Genomic DNA, 25,574 nt, shown 5'->3' on the forward strand with positions numbered 1-25,574 from the left:
TAGGCGAGTATCGATTGCACGATGAGGGCGATCCGTCGATCGCCGGGCGGGAGAGACGAAGGAGGAGCGGGCATGAAGCCATTTATGGACGAGAACTTCCTGCTGTCGAACAAGACGGCGGAGCGGTTGTACCACGAGTACGCGGCGAACGAGCCGATCATCGACTATCACTGCCATCTGAGTCCCCAAGAGATCTGGGAGAACCGCTCCTACGACAATCTGACCCAGGTATGGCTCTACGGGGACCATTACAAATGGCGGGCGATGCGGGCGAACGGGGTCGAAGAGCGGCTGGTGACGGGCGGCGAAGGAGTAGGAGATTACGAACGGTTCGCCGCCTTCGCGGCCGCGGTGCCGAAGACGATCGGGAACCCTCTGTACCATTGGTCGCATCTGGAGCTGCGCCGCTACTTCGGCGTAAACGAGATTCTGAACGAAGCGAACGCGCCCGTCATCTGGGAGAAGGTCAACGCGAAGCTCCGGCAGCCGGAAGGCTTCCGCGTCCGCGACCTGATCGTGAAGTCGAACGTGGAGGTCATCTGCACGACCGACGACCCGGCCGATACGCTGGAGTATCACCTGAAGATCAAGCAGCTGGAAGATTTCAAAGTCCAGGTGCTGCCGTCGTACCGTCCGGACAAGGCGCTCGAGATTAACCGGGCGACGTTCCTGCCGTGGATCGGGCGGCTCGAGCAGGCGGTCGGACGCAAGGTCGCCGATTACGAGGGGTTGCTGTCGGCGCTCGAGGAGCGGGCGGAGTTCTTCCACGAGACGGGATGCCGGGTGTCGGACCATGCGCTCGACGTGATGGGCTACGCGGACGCGACCCGGGAAGAGGCGGCGGCGATTTTCGCCAAGGCTCTGGCAGGGAACGCGGTGACGGACGAAGAGGAGCGGAAGTACAAGACGCACACGCTGCTGTTCCTCGGCCGGATCTACTCGCGGCTGGGCTGGTCGATGCAGCTTCACATCAACGCGGCCCGCAACAACAATTCCCGGATGTTCGACCGGCTCGGCCCGGACACGGGCTACGATTCGATCGGCGACAGCGCGGTCGGCGGCCCCCTCGTCCGTCTGCTGGACGCATGGGAGAAGGACGGCGAGCTTCCCCGCACGATCGTCTATTCGCTCAATCCGACCCATCTGTACGTGCTGGGCTCGGCGATCGGCAGCTTCCAAGGCGGAGGCATCCCGGGGAAAATGCAGCTAGGCTCCGCGTGGTGGTTCAACGACACGCGGGACGGCATGCTGGAGCAGCTGCGCGCTCTCGCGAACCTCGGGCTTCTCGGCCGGTTCGTCGGCATGCTGACGGACTCGCGCAGCTTCCTGTCGTATACGCGGCACGAGTATTTCCGCCGGATCCTGTGCAACCTCATCGGGGAGTGGGCGGAGAACGGAGAGGTTCCCGGCGACATGGAGCTGCTCGGCGGTCTCGTGAAGGATATTTGCTACGGCAACGCGAAGCGGTATTTCGGATTCGACGCGCAATAGCGCCGTAAGAACAGAGGGGCCGTCCCGAAAGTCATCCGCGATGACTTAGGTACGGCCCTTCGTTCTATGGATCTCCGCATCGGCGAGCGAGCGCACCAATGCCGAAAAATTCGGCATTCAGAGCAGCCGCGCTGGCGGGAGNNATTCGGCATTCAGGGCAGCCGAGCCGGCCAAAGTACCTCTTTTTCTCCCATCCTCTATCGATTCGGTCCGTCCGCGTCTTCGTTTTCGTCAGCCGTCCCGCGGACGGCCCCGGTCTCGGTGTCGAACTCCCGCCAATTGTCCCGGATACGGCCCGTGGCGCCCTTCATCGAATCGCCGAATTCGGCGTAGAGCAGATAGACGACTCCGACGGCAAGCGACAGGATGCTTAAGACGAGAGGACCGGGTCCGACGGCGTTCAGCAGGTCCCGGAACAGGTAGCCGCCCCAGCTCTGGGCGTTCGAGCCGTAAATCGCCGCGCTCAAATATCGGATGCCGTACAAGAATGCGGCAATGCCGATGAAGACGATTCCCGCCGTTCTTCGCTGCATGTCGGTTCCTCCTCGCGATGGGAATAAAAAAACTACCATTGGCGCACAAACATACAGGATACGCGATCCCTGCTCGGGTTCCTATCTTGGCATAGATCCGATCGGGAAAAAACTCCGTGGGTAACGACCGGGGTCCGACGGACACCCATTTCGCTAACGCTGAAGGCTCAGCCGCAGGCAGACGGATAAATTTGTGTGATTTTTCGATTAGCATCATCGAAATCAGCCATGCAGATGAGCTTTTGTACGATTTTTCATACACCAATCGAGCAAGGCGCCTTTTCAAAGAAGAATTTGTATGGTTTTTCATACAACATTCAGGTAAGGTGCCGCTTCAGCGAAGAAATTGTATGTTTTTTCGTACACCTCAAGCCCAAGCACCTTCTCGAGGCAGACGGGTCCAAATCAAAATCGAATTGGACATAAAAAACCGGGAGCCCGCGAATCCGCGGGCTCCCGGTCCGTGGCGCTCTTACGCCGCTTGCTCGGCGTCTACGGCCACCTTCTGGTACGTATCGGAGTCCATCACGCGACGGGCGCCGATGTAACGCTTCGCCCAGTACTTCTCGTCGAGGTCCGAGATCGTAACTCCCTTGGAAGTCGACGAATGGGCGAACTTGTTGTTCCCGACGTAGATGCCTACGTGCGAGACGCCGTTGCCGGTTGTGTTGAAGAACACGAGATCCCCGGCTCTGAGATCTTCACTTGCTACCTTGTCTCCGAGTTCATACTGTTCCTTCGACGAACGAGACAGCTTCAATCCGAGCTGCTTGAATACGTAGGACGTGAATCCCGAGCAATCGAAGCCGCTGGTGGTCGTGCCGCCGTATTCGTAGTCGATTCCGATCAGTTTGTCTACGGTGCTGTCCAGCTTGGAATCGGCGAACGCGCTGCCAACCTGGAAACCCAGCAGTAAGGCAAGGCCGAACAGTATTGCGGAAAACTTGCGCAAAGCCGGTGACTCCTTCCAATGCCTACGAGGTTAGCTGGAGGGTTCGGTTGAAGGTTCCCTATGACCCCTGCGCGAGGCGAGATCAATTCACCCGGTAAAGACTGGTTCCCCCGTTCCCCTGTGCGCGGGGATTCGGCAGTTTTTGCACTTCGCTTTTACGTATTCTTTTTTTGGGCCGGATTTCCTGCTCCTTTCAGATTAGAATTCCTTAATATTCCGCTCATCCGACAAGGAAGCGCGACGGAACGCGCTTTATCGGGCCGGATGACGGAACGAGCATCGCCCGGCCGGCGTCCTCGGACAGACGCCGGCCGGGCGATGCGACGATGATGGCTGCCTTCAGGCCGATCAGGCAGCCGACTCCGGCTTCCACAGCTCGAATTGCGAGGCCGCCGTCCATAACGAGACGAGCGATCTCACCAGTTGGAACGCTTGATGCAGAACGACGGCGGCGAAGCCGGTCCAGAGCAAGCTTGCCGTCGTCACGACGAGGGAAGCGGCGAACCCGACGCCGATTATCGTCAAGGTGACGGCGAGCAGCGGCAGAGCTCGGCGGCATGCGCGGAGCAGCCCGCCGGGGATGCTGTGACCCGCTGCCGCGCTGAATTGCATGAATTGGAACAGCAGATGAACGGCGAAGCTCCAGGCGATCCAGCCGAGCGCGTAGGGGAGCAGGCCAAGGGCCCAGTCCGGCAACGACGGCTCGGCGGAGAAGCGGGCTCTCGCGAGAGGCACGAGCCATGCCGCCGGAAGCAGCGCGGCCGCGTTCTCCAGCCAATACAACGCGGTCACGGGCTTCCAGGCCCGGCGCATTCCCGCGAGCACCCGGGTTCCTTGCGATTCGTCCGAATGACGGAACGAATAGAAGAGTCCGGCGTTCAGCAGAGGGGTCAGCAGCATGCGGATAAGGAACATGCCGGCCAACATCCACAGAACTTCATCCGAGATATCCGTCTTGAGAAGGCGGAATTGCGCTTCGATGAGGAACAGCTGGACGGCGTCCGAGTTCGGATGGTTGTCGGGATAGCGGGACAGTACCGGAGAGACGAAGGAGTCGATGAACCGGTACAGGAAGAATCCCCACAGCAGCCGGTACAGGAAAAGCACGACCAAAACATATTTATGCCGCCGAGTCATGTCCCATCCCTTGCTTAACGTATTACGCACCATTCCCACCTCACCATGCCAATATGCCAAGCATGCCGTCGATGATCTTCGACAGGCCGATGTTCAAGCGAGTGCGCGCCTTCTCGGGAACCTCCGCCTTCAAGTAGTTGTTGTATCTCAGGTTGTCGAGGATGACGGAGTTGGAAGGATCGATGGCGGCGAAGCTCAGCGGCCGGGCGTGGTTCAGCTTCACCTGCACGTGGTTCTGCACCCCGTCCCACGTCTTGCGCAGCGTCGAGCCGTCGGCGAATTGGAACATGACGGTGACCGGCTGCGGACTGCCTCCGTTGCGGCGAAGCAGGACCGTCGTCCGGTAGCCCCCTTCTTCGGCGGGCTCGGAGCGGATCGACTCGACGGCGAAGTCCGCCATCTGCCCATGGTATACATAGGCTTGGAAAAAATCGTTCCACTTGGCCTTGGTCACGTTCTCGGCCACCTTCTGGAAGTCCGCGGTCGAGGGGTGCTTGAACCGGTACTTCTGGAAGTAGGAGCGCATGATCTTGTTCATCGTCTTCTCGCCGAGCTGCTTCTCCATCGCCTTCAGAACGAGCTTGCCGCGCATGTAGACGTTCTCGGCATAGCGGTCGGAGCTGCTGTACCGCCACGAATCGAGCTTAAGCGGCTCCGGGTGCGTCATGTAGCTCGCTTCGACGGTCGGGTTCGGAGCCACGCCGTAGATGGAGGCCATCAGCTTGTCTTCGGTATACGACGTGAAGCCCTCGTCCAGCCAGGCCTCCTCGAATTCGTTCGACGCGACGATGCCGTACCAATACTGATGCGCGATCTCGTGGACGACGGTTCTCTCCAGGTCGTAGCCGGGACTGCCGCTCTTGGCCGCTCCGGCCGTGATGAGCGTCGGGTATTCCATTCCCCCGGCCCCGTTCGCGTCGGCGGGGGGCACGATGATCGACAAGGTGGAGTAGGGATAATCCCCGTACCATTCGCCCAGCTTGGCCAGCGCGGACTTGGCGGCATGCATGTAGCGGTCGGCCAGATCCTTGTGGAGAGGGTCGATGTACAGCTTGATCCGCACTCCCGGCACGCCGACGGAGGAGAAGGAATCCTCGACGAAGTGGAACGAAGGGGAGGCCGCCCAGCCGAAGTCGTGCACGTCGTCGGCGTAGAATTGATAGATTTTGCGACCGTCCTTGATCGCCGCGGGCCGGGTCTGGAAGCCGGTGGCCGCTACCTTGGTCTTCTCCGGGACGTCGATCCGGACGCTGTAGATGCCGAAGTCGGAATAGAATTCGGAGTTGCCGTGGTACTGATGGGTGTTCCAGCCCTCCGAAGCGCGGCCTCTCGTGCCGGCCGGCTCGTAGACCGCGATCTTCGGGAACCATTGGCCCGCCATCACGAAGTCTCCCGCCTTGCCCATGCGGGCGAACACTTGCGGCAGCTGGACCTTGAACTCCATGAGCAGCGTCGTCTTCTCTCCGGGCCCGACCGGCTCGGGCAGGCGGAAGGTCGCGAGCGTCCGGTCGGAGGCGTTGCCGTCGTCGGGCTGGGTGTAGTGGAGCCGGGGCAGCAGCGTCTCGCCCTGCTCGGTAGTCAGCGCCGTCAGCGTCATCGAGCCGTAGCTGCCGGGCTTCATGCGGTCCCCGCGCAGCTGCCCGCCGGATTCCTTCAGGAACGTGCTGCCGGGCGAGAACGCGTTCGGGTACAAGTGCAGGTAAATCTCGGACACCGGCTTCCGGCCGGGATTCCTCCAGGTGACGGTCTGCCGGCCGGTCAGCGTGCCGTCGTCTCCGAGAACGACGGAGATATGGTACTCCGTCACCCGATTGCTGAGGACGGCCGGCTTGGGCGCGATCGGCACGTCGGCTCCGGATTCCGAGGCCTGGGCGGCCGAAGCGTCTCCCGGTTCGGGACTGGCCTGGAGCTCGGCGGAAGCCGGCACGGCGTACTGGTCCAGCCAGGCGTCGGCGAACCCGAACCGGACCGAGACCGCGAGCAGGACGGCGGACAGCGCCAGGACGAGTATGCGGAACAAGCGGCGATGGGGCATACGATTAACCCTCCCGTTGACAAGCATCTAGGGGATGTATATGTCGCATGTCCCAGGATTATATCTGGGGGAGCAGCCAAGCCCTCGGCGGATTTGGAGCAAGCCCCCGGAGGCTTGCTCCGTCCATCGCTTTTCCGCGCGTTTTTCGCTAAAATGGGGGTATGTAGAGGGATGGAGGTCTCGAGCGTATGGACAACGAACAACAACAGCCCGCGCCGGAGAAGAAGAAGCTGGCGCTCAACGTCGTTAGCGATAAGAAGCACAAGGGCTTCGGAGCGGGGAGCATCGACCTGAGCCAAGTCGCTTGCGTGATCATCGACCAAGGCGAAGCGTATATCGACGTCGGGGCGATGCACGCGAAGAGCAAGGTGGAGAGAGGGATCAAGTTCTCGCCGAACAAGGAAGACGTGCCGAACGGCCGTCCCGCCTGGGTCGTCTGGGTGGCGGTGGATCGGAACGAGAACGGCAGCTATTACGCGGGGGCGACTTCCTGCGAGATGCTGATCGACTCGGAGGCCCGCCGGGGATGGAAGATTCTCGCGGACCACGTCAACCGGCTCGACGCGTCTATCAAGCGCAAGTTCATTCTCGACAATATCGGGCCGGAGGAGAAGGCGGCTCTGAGCAAGCTTCTTCAAGAGCACAACCCGGAGTGGTGGAACAACTCGCCGGAGGAATTGAAGGAACTGCTGGCTTAATCGCCGGCGGACAGCACACAAGCTCCCTCGTCGCTTGAGAAGCGTCGGGGGAGCTTGTTTGTTGATTATATAAGTGGGGCGCTGCGGGACTACAGCTTCCACCAATGGCGCACCTTGCGCCACCACGACGCGGGGCCTCGGCCGGTCTCCTCGCTTGCGCGGGCTTCGCCGTGCAGGTAGCATGTCTGCGTCGGCTCGGTGCCGGCGAGGAACGACTCCAACACTTTGCCGGGGCAGTTCTCGGACGCCAGCTGGCCCGTGGCCGGGTCGATATAGACTCGGACGACGCCCTCCGGCACGGGAAAAGCATGGGCGGGCTCCGAGGCGAGCGCGTTCTCCGCGAACTGCGCGAAGATCGGCGCGGCGCGATGGGCTTCGCCGGAGGTGATGGCGCGCCCGCGGTCGTAGCCGACCCAGACGGACGCGACGAGATCCGGCGTGTAGCCGACGAACCAGGCGTCGGACGTCGTCGTCCCGCTCTTGCCCGCGACGGGCCGCTTCAGCATGCGGGAGACGCGGTGCGCCGTGCCTCCCGAGTCGAAGACGCTCTGCATCAGGTCGCTGAGCACGTAGGAGAGGGCGGGGGACAGCACTTGCTCCTTCCGCGGACGGGCTTCGTAGAGCACGCGGCCGTCGCGGTCGAGAATGCGCTGGATGGCGACGGGCTCCGTCCGGGCGCCGCCCGCGGCGAAGGCCGAGTAGGCCGATGCCATCTCGAACGGGCTGACCGGGAACGTCCCCAAGGCCAGCGAGGGCACGGCGTCCAGCTTCGACGTGATGCCCAGCTTGCGGGCCATGGAGATGACCTCCTCCGGCCCGACCTGCATAATCGTATTGACCGCGTAGATGTTGTCGGAGGACTTGATCGCCTGGCGAAGCCCGATATCGCCGTTGAAGTAGCGGCCGTTGAAGTTGCTCGGGCGGTACACGTGGCGGTTGTCGTCATAGTAGAACACGGTCGGGGCGCTGCGGAAGCGGGTCGCCGGGGTGAGCGTCCGCGCGTCCAGTGCCGCGGCGTAGACGAACGGCTTGAACGAGGAGCCCGGCTGGCGCGTGGTGGCGAATACGCGGTTGAACTGGTTTTTCCCATAGTCCCGTCCCCCGACCATCGCCTTGATCTGCCCGCTGCGCGGATCGATGGCCACGAGCGCCGCCTGCAGCTCGCCGTCCTTGGGCATCTGGCTCGCGACCGCCTCTTCCGCCGCCTTCTGCATGCGGCCGTCCAGCGTCGTCACGATCTGCAGCCCGCCCTCGTTCAGCAGCCGTTCGTCCAGCTGAATGCGCTCGGCGGCCAGCTTCCGGACGTAATCGACGAAGTAGGGGGCGACCTGCCCCTTGTCCTTGGGCAGCGGCTTCACGTCCAGCTTCTCGCGGGCCGCTTCCGCCGCCTGCCTCCGCGAGATGAAGCGGGTGTCGGCCATCGCCTGCAGCACGGTGCTCTGCCGGGCTTCGGCCTGCTCGCGGTGCAGGTGCGGCGAATAGTAGCGGGGCCCCTTCGGGATGCCGGCGAGCATCGCGCTCTCCGCCAGCGTCAGCTCCTTGGCCGGCTTGCCGAAGTAGAGGCGGGCGGCCGCTTCGGCGCCGTAGACGCCGTGGCCGTAGTAGATCTGATTGAGATACATCTCGAGAATCTCGTCTTTGGAATAATTCTGCTCCAGCTTGGCGGCGTACCAGGCCTCCATCGCCTTGCGCTTCCACGTCCGCTCGTGGGACAGGTACAGGTTGCGCGCGAGCTGCTGCGTCAGCGTGCTGGCCCCCTGCTCCTTCGACAGGTGGCGCACGTCCACCCACGCGGCGCGGAGCAGCCCGCGGACGTCGAGGCCGGCGTGCTCGTAGAAGCGCCGGTCCTCCGCGGCGAGCGTCGCCTTGACGAGCCAAGGGGAGATGTCGCGCAGGGCGACGGTCCGGCGGTTGACGCCGCCTTGAAGCGAGGCGAGCACGTTGCCGCCGGAGTCGAGAATTTGCGTCGATTGGGGGAAGGCGGCGGGAGGAAGAGGGACGTAGAGCACGAGCGCCGCGACGGCCCCGACCAGCAGCGCGGCCGCTGCGAGGGCGGCCAAGGCGATGAGACGGAGCCTCTTCCAGAGACGGCCGCGCCTTCTCTCCGGCGAGGCGGAAGTTGTCATTTCCCGGGACATGATGTCGCCTTGCAAGGCGGGCTGCTCCTGCGTCGGCCATTGATTGTCGAGTTCGCCGTTCATGACGCCTGTCCTCCTCTCGCCGCTTGCCGCGGGTTCATTGTATGTTGGATGCAGTACCGATTTGGGGTTCGCGGGAGTCGAACGGCGGCCAGGCTGCATAGGGTTGCAGGGTGTAAGCCGAAAAAAATCGGCTTAGGACCGGCCATGCCCCCGGCGGATGGCCTGTTCGCGGCCGAATCGCAGGCCGTCTACCGAACCGGCGGAGACTTTGCCGGCCTCCCCTTATTATGGAAAGAGGGGCGCCCGATTATTCCCTCCGGCCGTCCCCCGCGTCCGCGCAAATTTTGTTCGGCGGCTTTTTGTCCGCGATTTCATATAATACGACTTATTTGGTACAATAGGCTGGGGCCGCGGAAGGGAACGAGAAGGGCCGGATCGGCCGGGGTCAGCTTGCTTGCCGCGCGGTTCGAAGAGAGGGGCTTCGGCCCGTCTCGAGATCATGCGGTCCATTCCTCCGCCCGTCGGGGGCGGATTAAATCTACGCGGGAAAGAAGGGTTTAACTCATGTCCTCGATGGAACTGTGGTATACCGAGAAGCAAACCGAGAGCTTCGGCATTACGGCCAAAGTCAAGCAGACCTACGTGCACGAGCAGACGGACTTCCAGGAGCTCGCGATGATCGAGACGGAAGAGTGGGGCAACATGCTCGTGCTGGACGGCATGGTCATGACGACCGTCAGGGACGAGTTCGTCTACCACGAGATGGTGGCGCACCCGGCGCTGTTCACGCACCCGAATCCGGAGAACGTGCTGGTCGTCGGCGGCGGAGACGGCGGCGTCATTCGCGAGGTGCTCAAGCACCCGAAGGTCAAGAAGGCCGTTCTGGTCGATATCGACGGCAAGGTCATCGAATATTCGAAGCGATATTTGCCCTCCATCGCCGGCAAGCTGGACGATCCGCGCGTCTCGGTCCAAGTCGACGACGGCTTCAAGCATATTCACGATCATAAGAATACATACGACGTCATCCTCGCGGACACGACGGAACCGGTCGGGCCGGCGGTGCAGCTGTTCACGCGCGGCTTCTACCAGGGAATCTTCGAGTCGCTGAAGGAGGACGGCCTGTTCGTCGCCCAGACGGACAATCCATGGTTCAAGGCGGATCTGATCCGGAGCGTCAACCGCGACGTGAAGGAAGTGTTCCCGATCGTGCGCGTGTACGTCGCGAACATTCCGACTTACCCGAGCGGCCTGTGGACGTTCACGATGGGCAGCAAGAAGCACGATCCGCTGAACGTGAAGCCGGAGGACATCCCCGAGCTCGACACGAAGTACTATACTCCGCGCCTTCACCAGGCGGCGTTCGTCCTGCCCAAGTTCGTCGAAGATCTGACCAAGTAAGATCGAAGCGACGCCCAGGCAACGCCGAAGCGACCGAAGGGACCGAAGCAACGCCTGGCAGCGCCGAAGCAAGTCCGAATTCAAACGAAGCCCAAGCAGAAAACCACCCGAGAAGGAGTCCGTATTCATGCGCCTCGATCAGAAATATTCCGGCAACGTCTTCATCCTCAGCTCCGACGATTACGCTTCCTCCAAAGCCGTCATCTACGGAATGCCGATGGATTACACCGTCTCCTTCCGTCCGGGCTCCCGGTTCGGCCCCGGCCGCATCCGCGAAGCGTCGGTCGGCCTGGAGGAATACAGCCCGTACCTCGACCGCAGCCTCGAAGAGCTCGCCTACTTCGACGCGGGCGATCTGCTGCTGCCGTTCGGCAACCCGGCCCGCAGCCTCGACATCATCGGCGAATACGTGCGCAGCGTGCTGGCCGACGGCAAGTTCCCGTTCGGCCTCGGCGGCGAGCATCTCGTCACCTGGCCGGTGCTGCAGGAGGTCCATAAGAAATATCCGGACCTCGCGATCATCCACATCGACGCCCACGCCGACCTGCGCGAGAGCTACGAGGGCGAGCCGCTGTCCCACTCGACCCCGATCCGCAAGGCCGCGAACCTGATCGGCGGCAAGAACATTTACCAATTCGGCATCCGTTCCGGCAGCCGCGAGGAGTGGGCGTACGCGCGGGAGAACATTAACTTCTACCCGTTCGAAGTCGCCGAGCCGATGCGGAAGGCGCTGCCCGAGCTGGCCGGCCGTCCCGTCTACGTCACGATCGACATCGACGTGCTCGATCCTTCCGCCGCTCCGGGCACCGGAACCGCGGAAGCGGGAGGCATCACGTCGAAGGAGCTGCTCGAAGCGGTGCACCTGATCGCCCGCTCGGGAGCGAACGTCGTCGGAGCGGACGTCGTCGAAGTGGCGCCGATCTACGATCCGACGGAGCAGACGCCGATCACGGCTTCCAAGCTGATCCGCGAGATGCTGCTCGGCTTCGTCAAGTAATCGTCTTCCTTAAACGACAAGACCCGCGTTGCGCTTCCGCGTTTTCGCGGGTCTTTTTTTTGCCTTTTAAGCCGGCGTATAGGTGAATAATCATGACGCGAATGTTCGGTTTTCGCTCGATAAAATGTCCGAATAGTAGAAAAATGAAGGGGGATAGGGTCGAAATGCTAACGTTCCGAGAAAAAAGTTCCATTTTTCCCGGAAAAATAAGCCCAAAATACTAGTCGTTATGATACAATAGCTGACAAAATAAGACGTTGGTTGGGCTGGGGGGACCTCTATGTTCGATTGGTTGGGTTGGAAGAAGGGATTGCCGCTGTGGTGGTCGTACCGATTGAACAGACGGACGAAGAAGGACGTCGAGGATATTTTCGAGGGGATCGCGGAGACGCGGATGCAGATTCTCGCGGATTGGACGAAGGAATATTGGCGCCACCTGGATCGCCTGCTCGAGCAGCTTCAATCGACGGGGACCGTCATGCGGCTTGACCGATCGGACGACAAGGACGTCCGGGACCGCTTGTTCGGAGCGGCTTACGCGAGAGCATCGGACCTTACGGAGCTGTTCGTTCTGAATGCGGACGGAGAAGTCGTCTATTCGACCCACATGCCCCACCAAGGCAAAGTCTACGGGGCGGATTCGATTCTCGCGTCCGGCTTGGGCTGCAGCCGGGGCGACGGAGGGCAGCCGCGCAAATGCCTGTTCGGTCCCTACGCCGATCCGTTGACTCTCGAGATCGGGCCTCGGTCTTCCCTTTTTCACGATAAAATGACGCTCCTCTTCCTGAATCCGATTCTGGACGCGTCCGGCGCCTTCATGGGACTGCTATGCGGGAGGGTCCCGAACGACGTCATCGGGGACCTCATCCAGCGGGAATCCGGGCACGTCTATCCCGACTCCGGCGACAACTACCTGTTCATGGCGAAGCCGGAGCTGAACGCGCATATCGCGCCCGGCACCGCGCTGTCCCGCAGCCGGTTCGAGGACCGCACGTTCACGCACGGGGAGAATCTGAAGGACGGCGTCACGACGGATTGGGGCATCGTCTCCGTCAAGGAGCACACCGAGCTGGAGCTCATGTTCACCGACCCGGCGACCGGACGGCTGCACCCCGGCGTCGCGAATACGATCCGGAACGGAAGCAACCTGTTCGTCGAGTTCCCGGGCTATTCCGACTATCGCCGCATTCCCGTTATCGGCAAGGGGGTCACGTTCCGGCTCCCGCATTGCCCGGACGTCTGGGGGATGATGTGCGAAGGCGACTTGGAGGAGGTGTACCGGATCCGCAGCGTGTCGCTGCGCCAAGCGCGCCCGCAGACGCTGCTGCTGACGGCGTTCGGGATTCTGTCGGCGGCCCTCGTCTACTTCGTGGCGAAGAGCGCTTCCCCCGCGTTGACGGCGGCGCTCGCCTTGGCCTTCAACCTCGCCTGCGCGGCCGTGTCGATCGGCATGCTCCGGACGCGAAGCGACAGGAAGGTCGCCCAGCCCCTTCGGAAAATCAATCGCTTCATCCGGATCAACGCGGAAGGCAAAGGCGATCTCACGCAGCGGATCGACGTGGAGGAGTTCGACAACGACGAGACGCGCGAATTGGCCAAGTGGATCAACAACATGATCGACTCGCTCGAAGGCATCATGATGCGGGTGAAGCTCGCCTCGATGGACGTGTCCTCCAGCCAGAAGCAGCTGAACGAATCGACCGCGACGACGGCGGAATCGACCGAACGGGCGAGCGGCCGGATACACGATATGATCCGCAGCATCCGCAGGCAGCTCAAGGACATCGACGAAGCGAAGGTCGCCGCGGAAGAGATGCGCAAGACGCTGCTCGTGCTGGAGGAGAAGGCGTCCGGGCAGATCGCGATCGCGCAAGGGGAGGTCGAGCGGATCGGGGACAAGATGTCCCATATCTCCGAGAGAGTCGCGCGGACGAACGAATCGATCCGCGTGTTCATGGATACGGCGAACGAGATCCGCGGCGTCCTCCGCGTGATCGAGGAGATCTCGGCGCAGACGAACTTGCTGGCGCTCAACGCTTCCATCGAAGCGGCGAGGGTCGGCGAACACGGCAGGGGCTTCGCGGTCGTCGCCTCGGAAATCCGCAAGCTGGCCGACATGACGCGAAGCTCGACGGAAGAAGTGCACGGGATCGTCGAGAACATATACGGGCACGCCCAGGAGGCTTACGCCTCGATGGAAGAGGGCACGCGTGTCGTCGCGGAAGGCACGGAGCTCGTCGCGGCCGCTTCGGAGACGCTGGCGGAAGCCAAGGCGGAGGACTCGCTCAAGACGCAGGTCGTCGACGAGGTCGTCGAGCTGATGGAGAAGATCGCGGCGGTCAGCATGGAGAACCGGTCCATCTCGGCCGAAGTCGAGGGCAAGATGCAGGAGCTCATGGCCGACATTATGGGGGTTCGCCATACGTCCCATACGGTGGACGGCATCACTTCGTTCCTGAAGCAGCTGGTCGGCCAGTTCCGGCTGACGGAGACGCGGATGCGGTAGAGAGGTTTTATAGGGCAAGGGATGACCCGCCTTTGGGCGGGTTATTTCATTCTGCGACGATCGGGAGAGTTCGGGAATTCATGTTGCACTCCTCCCATGCAGAGCAAGTGCAAGAATGGAAAACGGTTGTGCAGCAAAGCCTACAAAAAAATTCAACAACATAAACGTCGGGGCTCTTAGCCTTGAACAGGCCGGTGCATTCGATAATGATTAAAATCATGATACATCTACCGGAACTTTATCGATCAGGCCCGGCGTCGCCTGGGCGAATCCCGGCTTTTCTTTTTGAAGCGCGTGGCCTATAATGGTTGATAACATACCTAACGACGATGAACGGGAGAGTACCTCGACGCACAGCCTGCAGCAGCGAGCCGGGACGGTGGAAGCCGGCGCAGGGGCGGGAGGGAAGCGCACCCGGGAGTCGGTTCCCTGAACGGTCAGACGAAGTAGGGGGACCCGGCGGCTGCCGTTATCCGATCGAGAGAATTCTGCCGGTGCGCCCCAGGCTTCCGCGCGGAATTTAGAAGAGTGGTACCGCGGACAACATCCGTCTCTTTCGGGAGACGGATTTTTTGCGTTCGCGGACGGCGGGGCGCGGCATGGGATAGGAAGGGGGGGGCGGGGCTCGTGGGCGAATCGGAACCGAGGCGAGTCCGCATCGAGCTGCACAGCAAGCAGGATGGCGGAAGCGGCGTTCTCGCGTACAAGGGCATGCTGTACCCCAGGAAGAACGCGATCTACATTAAATACGCCGAAGAAGACGAGGGGCGGGGGCGCTGCTCGGTGACGTTCAAGTGGGACTCCGAAGGATTGACGCTGCTCCGCCACGGGGAAGTCCAGGGCGAGCAGAGCTTCAGGCCCGGCCGAAGAACGACGGGCTGGCACTCGACGGCGGCGGGCAGACTCTGGCTGGAGACCGAGACCTCCGCGCTGAAGTGGAACGGCGACGCTTCCGGGCGTCTGCCCTTCGAGATCGAATGGCAATACGAATTATGGGTGAACGAACAAAGCGCGGACCGCTTCGATCTGAAGCTGCGCGTATGGGAGGATAAAGAAGAATGAGCACGTATGCGTTGGAGAGATTGTACGGGCAAGTGAAGGCGGCGATCGCGGAAGCGGCCGTGGCCGCGGGTCTGGCGGAGGAGAGCCAGCTGCCCGAATTCGTCCTGGAGGTGCCGAAGGACAAGGCGCACGGGGACTTGGCGACGAACGCGGCGATGCAGCTGACGAAGATCGCGCGCAAGAACCCCCGCCAGATCGCGGAAGCGATTCTCGCGAACCTGAACAAGGAGAAGGCGTCGATCCTCTCCGCGGAGATCGCGGGGCCGGGCTTCATCAACTTCCGCCTGGACAAAAGCTACCTGTATTCCGTCATCGGGGAAGTGCTCGAGAGGGGCGCCGATTACGGACGGGTGAACGCGGGCCAAGGGAGCAAGGTGCAGGTCGAATTCGTCAGCGCGAATCCGACGGGCAGCCTTCACCTCGGGCACGCGAGAGGCGCCGCCGTCGGCGACGCGCTGTGCAGCCTGCTCGACTTCGCCGGCTACGACGTGACCCGCGAATATTACATCAACGACGCCGGCAAGCAGGTCGCCAACCTGGCCGCGTCCATCGAAGCCCGGTACCGCCAGGCGCTCGGCCAATCGGCGGAGATGCCGGAGGACGGCTACTACGGAGAGGACATCGTCGGCTTCGCCAAGGAGCTGGCGGAGAAGGAAGGAGACCGGCTGCTGTCTCTGTCCGACGAGGAGAGATTCCAGTTTTTCCGCGGGTACGGGCTGGAGCGGGAGCTGGACAAAATCAAAAGGGACCTCGGACGCTTCGGCGTCGAGTTCGACGTCTGGTTCAGCGAGACCTCGCTGTACGAGAACAAACGCGTCGAAGCCGCGCTCGACGCGCTGCGGGCGCAGGGCCACGTCTACGAGCAGGACGGGGCCGTATGGCTGAACACGACCGCGTTCGGAGACGACAAAGACCGCGTTCTCGTCAAGAACGACGGCAGCTACACGTATCTGACACCGGACATCGCCTATCATATGGATAAGTACGGCCGCGGCTTCGACAAGATGATCAACATCTGGGGCGCCGACCACCACGGGTACATCCCCCGGATGAAGGCCGCCATGTCCGCGCTCGGCAACGACGCGGAGAAGCTGACCGTGCTGATCGCGCAGATGGTCAGCCTGTTCCAGAACGGCGAGAAGGTGAAGATGTCCAAGCGGACGGGCAAGGCGATCACGGTCGAGGACCTGATGGACGAAGTCGGCGTCGACGCCATTCGCTACTTCTTCACGATGCGCAGCATGGACTCGCATCTGGACTTCGACATGGATCTCGCGGTCTCGACGTCCAACGAGAATCCCGTCTATTACGTGCAGTACGCCTATGCGCGGATCTGCAGCATCTTCCGTCAGGCCGAGGAGCAGGGCATCGCGCTGGCGCCCGTCGCCGAAGCGCCTCTCGCGAAGCTGACGGCCGAGCACGAGCTCGACCTGCTGCGCAAGATGGGCGAGCTTCCGGAGACGATCGCCGTCGCGGCCGCTTCGTACGCGCCTCACCAGATGATCCGCTACGTCTACGAGCTGGCGGCTCTGTTCCACAGCTACTACCGCGCCGAACGCGTCATCACCGAGGACGCGGAGCAGAGCCAGGCGCGTCTGCAGCTGCTGGCAGCCCTCCGCATCGTGCTTGGAAGCTGCCTCAAGCTCGTCGGCGTCTCCGCCCCGGAGAAGATGTAAGAGCTTCGGGCCGGCGAGGCCCGTCGTCGCTTATAGCTTGTCGGCGGCTTGCAGCATCCTTCTGACGTCAAGCTCCCCGGTCGTCCGGGGAGCTTTGGCGTTCTTAAGCGGCCTCCAGGAGCGCTTGATGACGGACTTGACCTGGTCGGGAGTGAGGCCCGGCTTCAAGCCGAGCAGCAAGGCGACCGCTCCGGTCACGTGGGAGGTCGCCATCGACGTGCCGCTCATCGTCTTGCGGTTGTTCCGGGGCCAGCAGGAGGAGACTCTCTCGCCGGGGGCGTAGATGTCGATGCCGCCGCACCGGTTCGTGAACGAGGCGATCTTCCCCTGGCGATTGGTCGCGCCGACGGCGATCGTCTGCGAATAGCGGGCCGGGTAGTCGATCTCCCCGCGCTTGCCGTCGTTGCCGGAGGAGGCGACGATGAGGACGCCGGACTGATAGGCGTTGTTCACGGCGCTGAGCAGCGACTTGCTGCGGTTGCTCATGCCGAAGCTCATGTTGACGACGTCCATCCGGTTGCGGACGCACCAGTCGATGCCGAGAATGATGTCGGACACGTAAGCCGTTCCGTTATAATCGAAGGCCTTGATCGGGTAGATCGAAGCGCGCGGGGCGACCCCGATCATGCCTTCCAGCCGATTGGCGGCCGCGATCGTGCCGGTGATGTGCGTGCCGTGGCCGTTGTCGTCCTGCGGCAGCATCGTCCGCTGCAGCAGGTTGATGCCGCGCTGGAGCGAGTGGCGCAGGTCCGGGTGCTCGAAGTCGACGCCGGTGTCGATGACGCCGACCTTCACCTTGTACCCCGTCGTCCGGCTCCAGGCTTCGGGCGCGCGGATGCGCCGGACTCCCCAAGGGATGCCCTGCTCCGTCGCGGAGCGAACCGCGGTCCTCTTCGGGACGGCGTGCATGCTGACGAGGGAATCCTCTTCCCACGCGATGGAGCTTCCGAAGGGAAGCGGCGGTTCTCCCGCCGGCACCGGACACGAATAGGCGCGAATGATGCCCAGCCGCCGGACGCCCCTCAGCGACCGGTTCCGCGGGCGCTCGGCCTGCAGCGCCTTCAGGAACAGCTTGTCGTCGTCCGGGTTCAGGAAGCGGATAATTCTTCGGCGGGCCCTGTTCTCCGAGGAGGATAGGGAAGCTTTGAGCCAATCCAGAAAGCCGCTGGTGTCCAACGCGCGATCCCTCCCGGCGGATGTGCTTCCCTATCTTATGAGGGAGCCCTTCCAAGCGCATGGGAAAGAGGCCTTTTTTGCGCGCAAATGGGCGTCGTCCGGTGTCAAATCGCAAGCGGGTTCATAGGATGAAGGGAGAGTTTCCCGGCGAGACTCTTACCCGCGCCGGCGGCTTCGCCCGCGGAGCGGCCGGAGGGATACAGTCGAAAAGCGAAGGCGAGTCCTTGGACGCGTCTTCGCTTTTTCGCGCTGCCGGAGCCTCGCGGGGAAGGAGGCTGCCGCTCGTTCGGGGACTCTCCGTTCGGGGGAGGGGCGGAAGCTTGCATTTTTATAGAAAATGCGGTTAACTAAAGGTTGACACAGAAGCGGACAGTTGCGACGTTTAACATAAAGAGAGGATGAGCAGTAGCGTGAGCGCGGAATACGTCCTGAAATTCGACGCCGAGAAAATCCGGGAAATGCCGATGGTCGACCTTGCCTTCGAGGTGCTCAAAGCGGCCAACACCCCATTCTATTATCGCGATCTGATGATGGAGATCGCCAAGATCCGCGGCTTCTCGGAAGAGCAGATCAACGAAGTGATCGCCCAGCTCTATACCGAGATCAACATCGACGGCCGCTTCGCCTGTGTGGGCAGCAACGTCTGGGGGCTTAAGCGCTGGTATCCGGTCGAGAAGTCGGACGACGCGGTGGCCGGCGGCGGCAAGCGTCCCCGCATCATCAACGACGACGACGATCTCGACGACGACGACCTGTACGGCGAGGAAGAAGAAGAGACCTTCGCGGCCGACGAGGAAGGCTTCGATCTGTTCGACGAGGAGCGCGAGGAGCTGTTCGACGAAGGCGAAGAAGCCGCCGAGGTCGACGAAGAGGTCGTTCTCGACGAAGACGAGGATACGGGCCTGGACGAGGAGCTCGCCGACGAGGAAGCGGAAGAAGCCGAGGAAGAGGAAGACGATTTCGACGACGTCGACGACGATGACGACGACGACAAATAGTAGCGCCCGCTAGTCTTGACACCTTACCTGCGAGACGGTAAACTTAGGCTTGGGCTTTTGAAGCATGCTTTTCCATAGGGTAATTGATAAAAAGTGCCCCCATTTATTGGGTGTCACTTTTTTGTTTTGTAAGCATCCGTTCGACGAGCCGGAATCGCATCGGTCGCATCGGGATAAGAACTTCCGCCCGGCGCCGGGAAGGGGATCGTTCTGCTTGATATGGGACGAATGCGGGCACGATAAAGATAATGCCGCAGGCATGGGGTGGGAGGTTTCGTACAGTTGACCAAATACATTTTCGTAACGGGCGGGGTCGTCTCTTCGCTTGGCAAGGGGATTACCGCCGCGTCGCTCGGCCGGCTGCTGAAGAATCGCGGGCTTAAGGTGACGATTCAGAAGTTCGACCCATATATCAACGTCGACCCGGGCACGATGAGTCCTTATCAGCACGGCGAGGTGTTCGTCACCGACGACGGAGCGGAGACGGACCTGGACCTCGGCCACTACGAGCGGTTCATCGACATTAACCTGTCGAAGAACAGCAACGTGACGACGGGCAAGATTTACTCCACGGTCATCAGCAAGGAACGCCGCGGCGAGTATCTGGGCGGCACCGTCCAGGTCATTCCGCACATCACGAACGAGATCAAGGACCGCGTCTTCCGCGCCGGACGCGAGACCGGCTCCGACGTCGTCATCACGGAGATCGGAGGCACGGTGGGCGACATCGAGAGCTTGCCGTTCCTCGAGGCGATCCGCCAGATCAAGAGCGACATCGGCCGCGACAACGTCATGTACATCCACGTGACGCTGATTCCGTACATCAAGGCGGCCGGGGAAGTGAAGACGAAGCCGACCCAGCACAGCGTCAAGGAACTGCGCAGCATCGGCATCCAGCCGAACGTCATCGTCTGCCGCACGGAGTATCCGCTGGCGGAAGACATGAAGCGCAAGATCGCCCTGTTCTGCGACATCGACGCGAACGCGGTCGTGGAATGCCGCGACGCTTCCACACTGTACGAAGTGCCGCTGATGCTCCGCGAGCAAGGGCTCGACGACTACGTCGTCAAGCACCTGGGCTTGACCCAAGCCGCTCCGGCGCCGGACATGGTGGAATGGGAAGCTCTCGTCAAGCGCGTGAAGTCGCTCAGCAAGACGACGGAGATCGCGATCGTGGGCAAGTACGTCGCCCTTCACGACGCCTACCTGAGCATCGTCGAATCGCTCGGCCATGCCGGCATCGACTCCGACGCCGAAGTGAACGTCCGTTGGGTGAACGCCGAAGAGGTCACTCCGCAGAACGTGGAGGAGATGCTCGGCGGGGTGGACGGCATTCTCGTTCCCGGAGGCTTCGGCGACCGGGGCATCGAGGGCAAGATCACGGCGATCCGCTATGCCCGCGAGCAGCGCATTCCGTTCTTCGGCATCTGCCTCGGCATGCAGGTGGCGGTTATCGAGTACGCCCGCAGCATGGCCGGACTCGACGGGGCGAACAGCTCCGAGATCCATCCGGCGACCCCGTATCCGGTCATCGACCTGCTGCCGGAACAGAAGGATATCGAGGACCTGGGCGGAACGATGCGCCTCGGCCTGTATCCGTGCAAGCTCGTTCCGGGCAGCCTGGCCGCGCAATGCTACGGGGACGAGCTGGTGTACGAGCGCCATCGCCACCGCTACGAATTCAACAACGAATTCCGCGAGCGCATCGAATCCGCGGGACTTCGGATTTCCGGCACGTCGCCGGACGGCCGTCTGGTCGAGATGATCGAGCTTCCGGACCATCCTTGGTTCCTGGCCGTTCAATTCCATCCGGAATTCACGTCCCGCCCGAACCGTCCGCAGCCGCTGTTCCGCGAGTTCGTCCGGGCCTCGCTCGCTCGCGCGGAATCCCGATAATCGTCCGAGCCTATGGCGTCCCGGTGAATACCGGGACGTTTTTCACATTTTTCCATGGGAAATGAAGGATTTCCCGGTTCCGATCTCGAATACGGGGTAGACACGGTTTGGAGAAACGGAGGAAATAGGCGATGGGAAGGAAAAAACTGCTAATCGTTGACGACCAGATCGGCATCCGGATTTTGCTGCTGGAAGTATTCGCTACCGAAGGCTATGAGACTTTCCAAGCGGCCAACGGCCGCGCCGCCTTGGAGATCGTACGCAACCATGCGCCGGATTTGGTGCTCCTCGACATGAAGATACCGGGGATGGACGGGCTCGAAATATTAAAGAAGATTAAGGAAATGAACCGGGACATCAAAGTCATCATGATGACCGCTTACGGCGAGCTCGACATGATCAAGGAAGCGACCGATCTGGGCGCCCTGATGCACTTCACGAAGCCGTTCGATATCGACGAGATGCGGATCGCCGTCAACATGCAGCTGGGGGAAGACGGGCCGCCCTCCCGATTCGCGTCCGGGTCCTGAGGAACGGGCGGCTTCGCCCTGCCTTCCGGGACCGCGCGGGTTTACAATGAAAAGTCATTTTGTGTTATAATAGCGCAGTATGCAAGTCGCGTGCGAGCGCGACTTATTTGAAGCGCAGGAGGAGTTGCATTATGCCACTCGTATCAATGAATGAGTTCTTGCCCAAAGCGAAGGCGAACAAGTTCGCGGTCGGTCAGTTCAACATGAACAACCTCGAATTCGCCCAAGCGATCACCGATGCCGCGATTGAAGAGAAGTCCCCGTTCATCTTCGGCGTCAGCGAAGGCGCCCTGAAGTACATGGGGATCGAATACACGGTAGCGATCGCGGAAGCGGCAGCGAAGAAGTCCGGCTTGCCGATCGCTCTGCACCTCGACCACGGCTCCAACTTCGACATCGCGATGAAGTGTATCCGCGCCGGATTCTCTTCCGTTATGTTCGACGGCTCCCACCATCCGTTCGAAGAGAACATCGCCCTGACGAAGGAGATCGTCAAGGCCGCTCATGCGATGGGCGTATCCGTCGAAGGCGAGCTCGGCACGATCGGCGGCGTCGAGGACGACCTGAGCGTGGACGAAGAGAACGCTCAACTGGCCAAGCCGGAAGAAGCGATCCGCTTCTACGAAGAGACGGGCGTCGACGCGCTGGCGATCGCGGTCGGCACGGCTCACGGCATGTACAAGGGCGAAGTGAAGATCCACTATGACATCATCAAGGCGGTCGTCGCGAAGATTCCGGTTCCGATCGTTCTGCACGGCGGCTCCGGCGTACCGGACGACATGATCCGCGAAGCGATCCAAGCCGGCGTCGGCAAGATCAACGTCAACACCGAGAACCAAGTCGCATGCACCGCCGTTATTCGCGATGTCCTCGGCAAGGACGCGAATATCATCGACCCCCGCAAGTACCTGACTCCTGCCCGCACGGCCATGAAGCAAGTCGTACAAGAGAAGATTCGCCTGTTCGGCAGCAGCAACCAAGCCTAATCCCTGCGGATTAATCCTTTAGCGAAGGAAGGCGTCCGCTCGCCGGACATGCCTTCGAAGCAGCGATGCCTTCTAATATGGGAAAACGTCTTAAGGCGTTTTCCCTTTCCTTCATTTGTATCGGCGTGACCTCCGTCTCCCGGTGCATGAGCAGCAGACTAGGAGGACCATGCATTCATGGATAAACTGATGATACGCGGAGGCCGTCCGCTCCGAGGAACGGTTGGCATCAGCGGCGCCAAGAACAGCGCGATCGCGCTTCTGCCCGCGGCCATATTGGCCGAATCGGAAGTGCGACTGGATAATCTCCCCCACCTGAGCGACGTAGCGATCTACACGGAATTGCTCGAAGAACTAGGCGGCAAGGTCACCTGGACCGCCGATACGATGACGATCGACCCCTCCCGAATGATCTCCAAGCCGATGCCCAACGGACGCGTGAAAATGCTAAGAGCTTCCTATTACCTGATGGGGGCGCTTCTCGGGCGCTTCGGCGAAGCGACGATCGGCATGCCGGGAGGCTGCAACTTCGAACCCCGTCCCATCGACCAGCACATCAAGGGCTTTGAAGCGTTGGGGGCGGTCGTAACCAACGAACATGGAGCTATCCGCATAAGGGCTAAGCAACTGCGCGGGGCTAAAATATATTTGGACGTCGTCAGCGTCGGCGCTACCATCAACATCATGCTGGCGGCCGCGCGGGCCAAAGGATCGACCGTCATCGAGAACGCGGCCAAGGAGCCGGAGATCATCGACGTGGCCACCTTGCTGAACGCCATGGGCGCGAAGATCAAAGGAGCGGGCACGGAGACGATCCGCATCGAAGGCGTCGACAGCATGCACGGCTGCCGGCATTCCATCATTCCGGACCGGATTCAGGCCGGAACTTATATGATCGCGGCGGCGGCCACGCGCGGCGACGTCCTCATCGATAATATCATTCCGAAGCATCTGGAAGCACTGACGGCGAAGCTGCAAGAGATGGGGGTTCATGTTTACGAGATGGACGAAGCGATCCGCGTCGTCGGCCAGCCCGCGTACGAGGCGGTCGACGTCAAGGCCTTGGTCTACCCGGGCTTCGCGACGGACCTGCAATCGCCGATGACCAGCTTGCTCACGCAAGCCCAGGGCGTCAGCATCCTGTCCGACTTCGTCTACAGCAACCGCTTCAAGCACGTTCCGGAGCTGACGCGCATGGGCGCCCAGATCCGGGTGGAAGGAAGGTCCGCCATCATCGAAGGCGGACGGCTCAACGCCGCCAAGGTCCGGGCCGCCGATCTGCGCGCGGGAGCCGCTCTGGCCGTCGCCGCGCTGACGGTCGAGGACGGCATTACCGAGATCACGGGCGTGGAGTACATCGACCGCGGCTATGAACGCCTGGTCGAGCATCTCAGCAATCTCGGCGCCGAGGTATGGCGCGAAGGGTGATCCGGCATACGGGATCGCCCCCTATTCGGACGATAAAGTGGGGATTGTATTGACAGATCTCATGATGGCGGATCTGGAAGGGTTGACGCTGAACGAGCTGACGAGGCTAGCGAAGAACCACCAGATCGCCGCTTATAGCCAGATGAAGAAGAAGGAGCTCATCGTCGCGATCCTGCGCGCGCAGGCCGAGCGAAGCGGGCTCATGTTCATGGAGGGCGTGCTGGAGGTTCTGCCCGAAGGGTACGGCTTCCTGCGCCCGATCAACTACTTGCCGAGCGCGGAAGACATCTATATCTCGGCATCGCAGATTCGCAAGTTCGACCTGCGGACGGGGGATCTCGTCTCCGGCAAGTGCCGGGCGCCGAAGGAGAGCGAACGCTACTTCGGACTGCTGCAGGTGAACGCCGTCAACGGAGAATCGCCGGAGACCGCCGCCGAACGCCTTCATTTTCCCGCCCTAACCCCGCTCTTCCCGCAAGAGAAACTCGTTCTCGAGACGACTCCCACCCGACTATCGACCCGTATCATGGATTTGCTCGCTCCCGTCGGCCTTGGACAGCGCGGCCTCATCGTCGCTCCGCCGAAGGCGGGCAAGACGCTGCTGCTCAAGGAGATCGCGAACAGCATCTCCACGAACCGTCCGGACATCGATCTGTTCGTGCTGCTGATCGACGAACGGCCGGAGGAAGTGACGGACATGCAGCGGTCGGTCAAGGGGGAAGTGGTCGCCTCGACGTTCGACGAGGTGCCGGAGCATCACATCAAGGTGGCGGAGCTCGTTCTGGAGAGGGCGCTTCGCCTCGTAGAGCACAAGCGGGACGTCGTGATTCTGCTGGACAGCATCACCCGCCTCGCGCGCGCCTACAACCTGGTCATTCCGCCGTCCGGACGCACGCTGTCCGGGGGGATCGATCCGGCCGCGTTCCACCGGCCGAAGCGGTTCTTCGGGGCGGCGCGCAACGTGGAGGAGGGCGGAAGCCTGACGATTCTCGCCACGGCGCTGATCGAGACCGGGTCCCGTATGGACGACGTCATCTATGAAGAATTTAAAGGCACGGGCAACATGGAGCTGCACCTCGACCGCAAGCTCGCGGAACGGCGCATCTTCCCGGCGCTCGACATTCGCCGCTCGGGCACGCGCCGCGAAGAGATGCTGCTGACGAAGGAAGAGCTGGACAAGGTGTGGGCGATCCGCAAGGGAATGAACGATTCCATCGAGTTCGTCGACCAGTTCCTGCGCAAGCTGGGCAACACGAAGACGAACCAGGAGTTCCTGGAATCGCTCGACGGCGCTTCTTCCGGAAGCGGCGGCGGGAACGGCTCCTCGTCCGCGGGCGGATCGAACGCCGGCGGATCGGCCGGGGGCTCCTCCGCGAACCGTCCGGGGAACGGGAACGGCAACCGGCCGGGCTCTTATTCGAGCTCGAATCCGGGCATGTCCTCGAGGCCGGGCGGTACGGGCGTCATGCGCTCGGGCGGCGGGCCGCGCGCCGGCGGAGGCTACTCCGGCTCCTATAACGCCGGGGGCAACCGTTCGTCCGTCGTGACGGGCACGTATTCCACGCCTTCGAACGGCTACTCGCGGCCGACGTACCCGCAATCGGGAGGCGTTCCGAACGCGAACGGAACCGAAGGCGGCGCCGGCGCGGGTTCGAGCGGTTCTTCGGCGGGAACGGCCGGCTCGTCCTCGTCCTCGGCTTCGAGTTCGGCGGGCTCCGCGTCCGCCGCTCGTCCGCAGTCGTCTCCGCCGACCGTCTCTTCGGCGCCGTCCTCCGCGGCGGGCCGTCCTGCCTCGCCGGGTTCGACGCCTTCCGCGGCATCGGCCGCGAACGCGGCTCCTTCCGCAGCCGCGCCGGCTCCGTCGGCGAGCGCGACGCCGCCAGCCGCGAAGCCGGCCGGGGCATCGTCTTCGTCCGCGGCCGGCTTCGCGG

The 25,574-nt window shown here is 62.1% G+C and carries 18 protein-coding genes, 1 pseudogene, 1 riboswitch and 1 other annotated feature; of the genes and pseudogenes, 13 read left to right on the forward strand and 6 right to left on the reverse strand.

Features of this window, described 5'->3' with window-relative positions; all coding sequences use genetic code 11:
* Positions 1 to 72 precede the first annotated feature (72 nt).
* Entirely contained in the window at positions 73 to 1,491 is a 1,419-nt protein-coding gene (gene uxaC / locus H7B90_RS10445) for a glucuronate isomerase (RefSeq protein WP_185135809.1), read from the forward strand.
* Between the two features lie 197 nt (positions 1,492 to 1,688).
* Here the strand turns inward: uxaC and H7B90_RS10450 are convergent, their stop codons facing one another.
* The 4 genes from H7B90_RS10450 to H7B90_RS10465 form a co-directional block, all read right to left on the reverse strand.
* Entirely contained in the window at positions 1,689 to 2,024 is a 336-nt protein-coding gene (locus tag H7B90_RS10450) for a hypothetical protein (RefSeq protein WP_185135810.1), read from the reverse strand.
* A 472-nt stretch (positions 2,025 to 2,496) separates the two neighbouring features.
* On the reverse strand, positions 2,497 to 2,976 hold the full coding sequence (locus tag H7B90_RS10455) for a C40 family peptidase (protein ID WP_185135811.1): 480 nt from the start codon (positions 2,974 to 2,976) through the stop codon (positions 2,497 to 2,499).
* Between the two features lie 4 nt (positions 2,977 to 2,980).
* A riboswitch (cyclic di-AMP (ydaO/yuaA leader) is annotated at positions 2,981 to 3,124 on the reverse strand.
* A 200-nt stretch (positions 3,125 to 3,324) separates the two neighbouring features.
* Positions 3,325 to 4,089, reverse strand: coding sequence for a hypothetical protein (locus H7B90_RS10460; protein WP_185135812.1), 765 nt, complete (start codon positions 4,087 to 4,089; stop codon positions 3,325 to 3,327).
* A 64-nt stretch (positions 4,090 to 4,153) separates the two neighbouring features.
* Complete coding sequence (locus H7B90_RS10465; protein WP_185135813.1) at positions 4,154 to 6,148, reverse strand: M1 family metallopeptidase; 1,995 nt, start codon at positions 6,146 to 6,148, stop codon at positions 4,154 to 4,156.
* Positions 6,149 to 6,336: 188 nt separating this feature from the next.
* On the opposite strand from H7B90_RS10465, the gene H7B90_RS10470 reads away from it, so the two are divergent.
* Positions 6,337 to 6,846, forward strand: a complete 510-nt coding sequence (locus tag H7B90_RS10470) for a YwhD family protein (protein WP_185135814.1) — start codon at positions 6,337 to 6,339, stop codon at positions 6,844 to 6,846.
* 89 nt (positions 6,847 to 6,935) lie between these two features.
* Here H7B90_RS10470 and H7B90_RS10475 read toward each other — a convergent pair whose 3' ends face one another.
* A complete protein-coding gene (locus H7B90_RS10475; RefSeq protein WP_376701725.1) occupies positions 6,936 to 8,984 on the reverse strand; it encodes a transglycosylase domain-containing protein in 2,049 nt (682 codons plus the stop codon).
* Positions 8,985 to 9,560: 576 nt separating this feature from the next.
* Between H7B90_RS10475 and speE the strand changes: the two genes are divergently transcribed.
* The 5 genes from speE (at position 9,561) to argS (ending at position 16,629) form a co-directional block, all read left to right on the forward strand.
* A complete protein-coding gene (gene speE, locus H7B90_RS10480) occupies positions 9,561 to 10,388 on the forward strand; it encodes a polyamine aminopropyltransferase (RefSeq protein ID WP_185135828.1) in 828 nt (275 codons plus the stop codon).
* 127 nt (positions 10,389 to 10,515) lie between these two features.
* The gene (speB, locus tag H7B90_RS10485) at positions 10,516 to 11,385 is read left to right on the forward strand and encodes an agmatinase (RefSeq protein WP_185135816.1); all 870 of its coding nucleotides are present in this window, start codon (positions 10,516 to 10,518) and stop codon (positions 11,383 to 11,385) included.
* 280 nt (positions 11,386 to 11,665) lie between these two features.
* Positions 11,666 to 13,891 carry a methyl-accepting chemotaxis protein gene (locus H7B90_RS10490; RefSeq protein ID WP_185135817.1) on the forward strand — a complete coding sequence of 742 codons (2,226 nt, stop codon included), beginning with the start codon at positions 11,666 to 11,668 and terminating at the stop codon, positions 13,889 to 13,891.
* 320 nt (positions 13,892 to 14,211) lie between these two features.
* Positions 14,212 to 14,449: a binding site (T-box leader), on the forward strand.
* 69 nt (positions 14,450 to 14,518) lie between these two features.
* Positions 14,519 to 14,953, forward strand: coding sequence for a YwiB family protein (locus H7B90_RS10495; RefSeq protein ID WP_185135818.1), 435 nt, complete (start codon positions 14,519 to 14,521; stop codon positions 14,951 to 14,953).
* Positions 14,950 to 16,629: an arginine--tRNA ligase gene (gene argS / locus H7B90_RS10500; RefSeq protein WP_185135819.1), complete on the forward strand. Its 1,680-nt coding sequence runs from the start codon at positions 14,950 to 14,952 to the stop codon at positions 16,627 to 16,629. Before H7B90_RS10495 ends, argS begins: the two co-directional genes overlap by 4 nt.
* Positions 16,630 to 16,659: 30 nt before the next feature.
* On the opposite strand, the gene H7B90_RS10505 is transcribed toward argS, so the two are convergent.
* The gene (locus tag H7B90_RS10505; protein WP_185135820.1) at positions 16,660 to 17,805 is read right to left on the reverse strand and encodes a S8 family peptidase; all 1,146 of its coding nucleotides are present in this window, start codon (positions 17,803 to 17,805) and stop codon (positions 16,660 to 16,662) included.
* Between the two features lie 410 nt (positions 17,806 to 18,215).
* Here H7B90_RS10505 and rpoE point away from each other — a divergent pair, with 410 nt between their 5' ends.
* The 6 genes and pseudogenes from rpoE to rho all read left to right on the forward strand — a co-directional run.
* Positions 18,216 to 18,803, forward strand: coding sequence for a DNA-directed RNA polymerase subunit delta (rpoE, locus tag H7B90_RS10510; RefSeq protein WP_185135821.1), 588 nt, complete (start codon positions 18,216 to 18,218; stop codon positions 18,801 to 18,803).
* 282 nt (positions 18,804 to 19,085) lie between these two features.
* Entirely contained in the window at positions 19,086 to 20,699 is a 1,614-nt protein-coding gene (gene pyrG / locus H7B90_RS10515) for a CTP synthase (RefSeq protein WP_185135822.1), read from the forward strand.
* A gap of 131 nt (positions 20,700 to 20,830) precedes the next feature.
* Entirely contained in the window at positions 20,831 to 21,229 is a 399-nt protein-coding gene (locus tag H7B90_RS10520) for a response regulator (protein ID WP_185135823.1), read from the forward strand.
* Between the two features lie 131 nt (positions 21,230 to 21,360).
* On the forward strand, positions 21,361 to 22,215 hold the full coding sequence (gene fba / locus H7B90_RS10525) for a class II fructose-1,6-bisphosphate aldolase (RefSeq protein ID WP_185135824.1): 855 nt from the start codon (positions 21,361 to 21,363) through the stop codon (positions 22,213 to 22,215).
* Positions 22,216 to 22,392: 177 nt separating this feature from the next.
* Positions 22,393 to 23,643, forward strand: coding sequence for a UDP-N-acetylglucosamine 1-carboxyvinyltransferase (gene murA / locus H7B90_RS10530; protein ID WP_185135825.1), 1,251 nt, complete (start codon positions 22,393 to 22,395; stop codon positions 23,641 to 23,643).
* A 61-nt stretch (positions 23,644 to 23,704) separates the two neighbouring features.
* Positions 23,705 to 25,027 (forward strand): annotated as a pseudogene (gene rho, locus H7B90_RS10535) (transcription termination factor Rho); the annotation flags it as partial.
* Positions 25,028 to 25,574 lie beyond the last annotated feature (547 nt).

This window comes from Cohnella xylanilytica (assembly GCF_014212175.1).
Lineage (GTDB): Bacteria > Bacillota > Bacilli > Paenibacillales > Paenibacillaceae > Cohnella > Cohnella xylanilytica.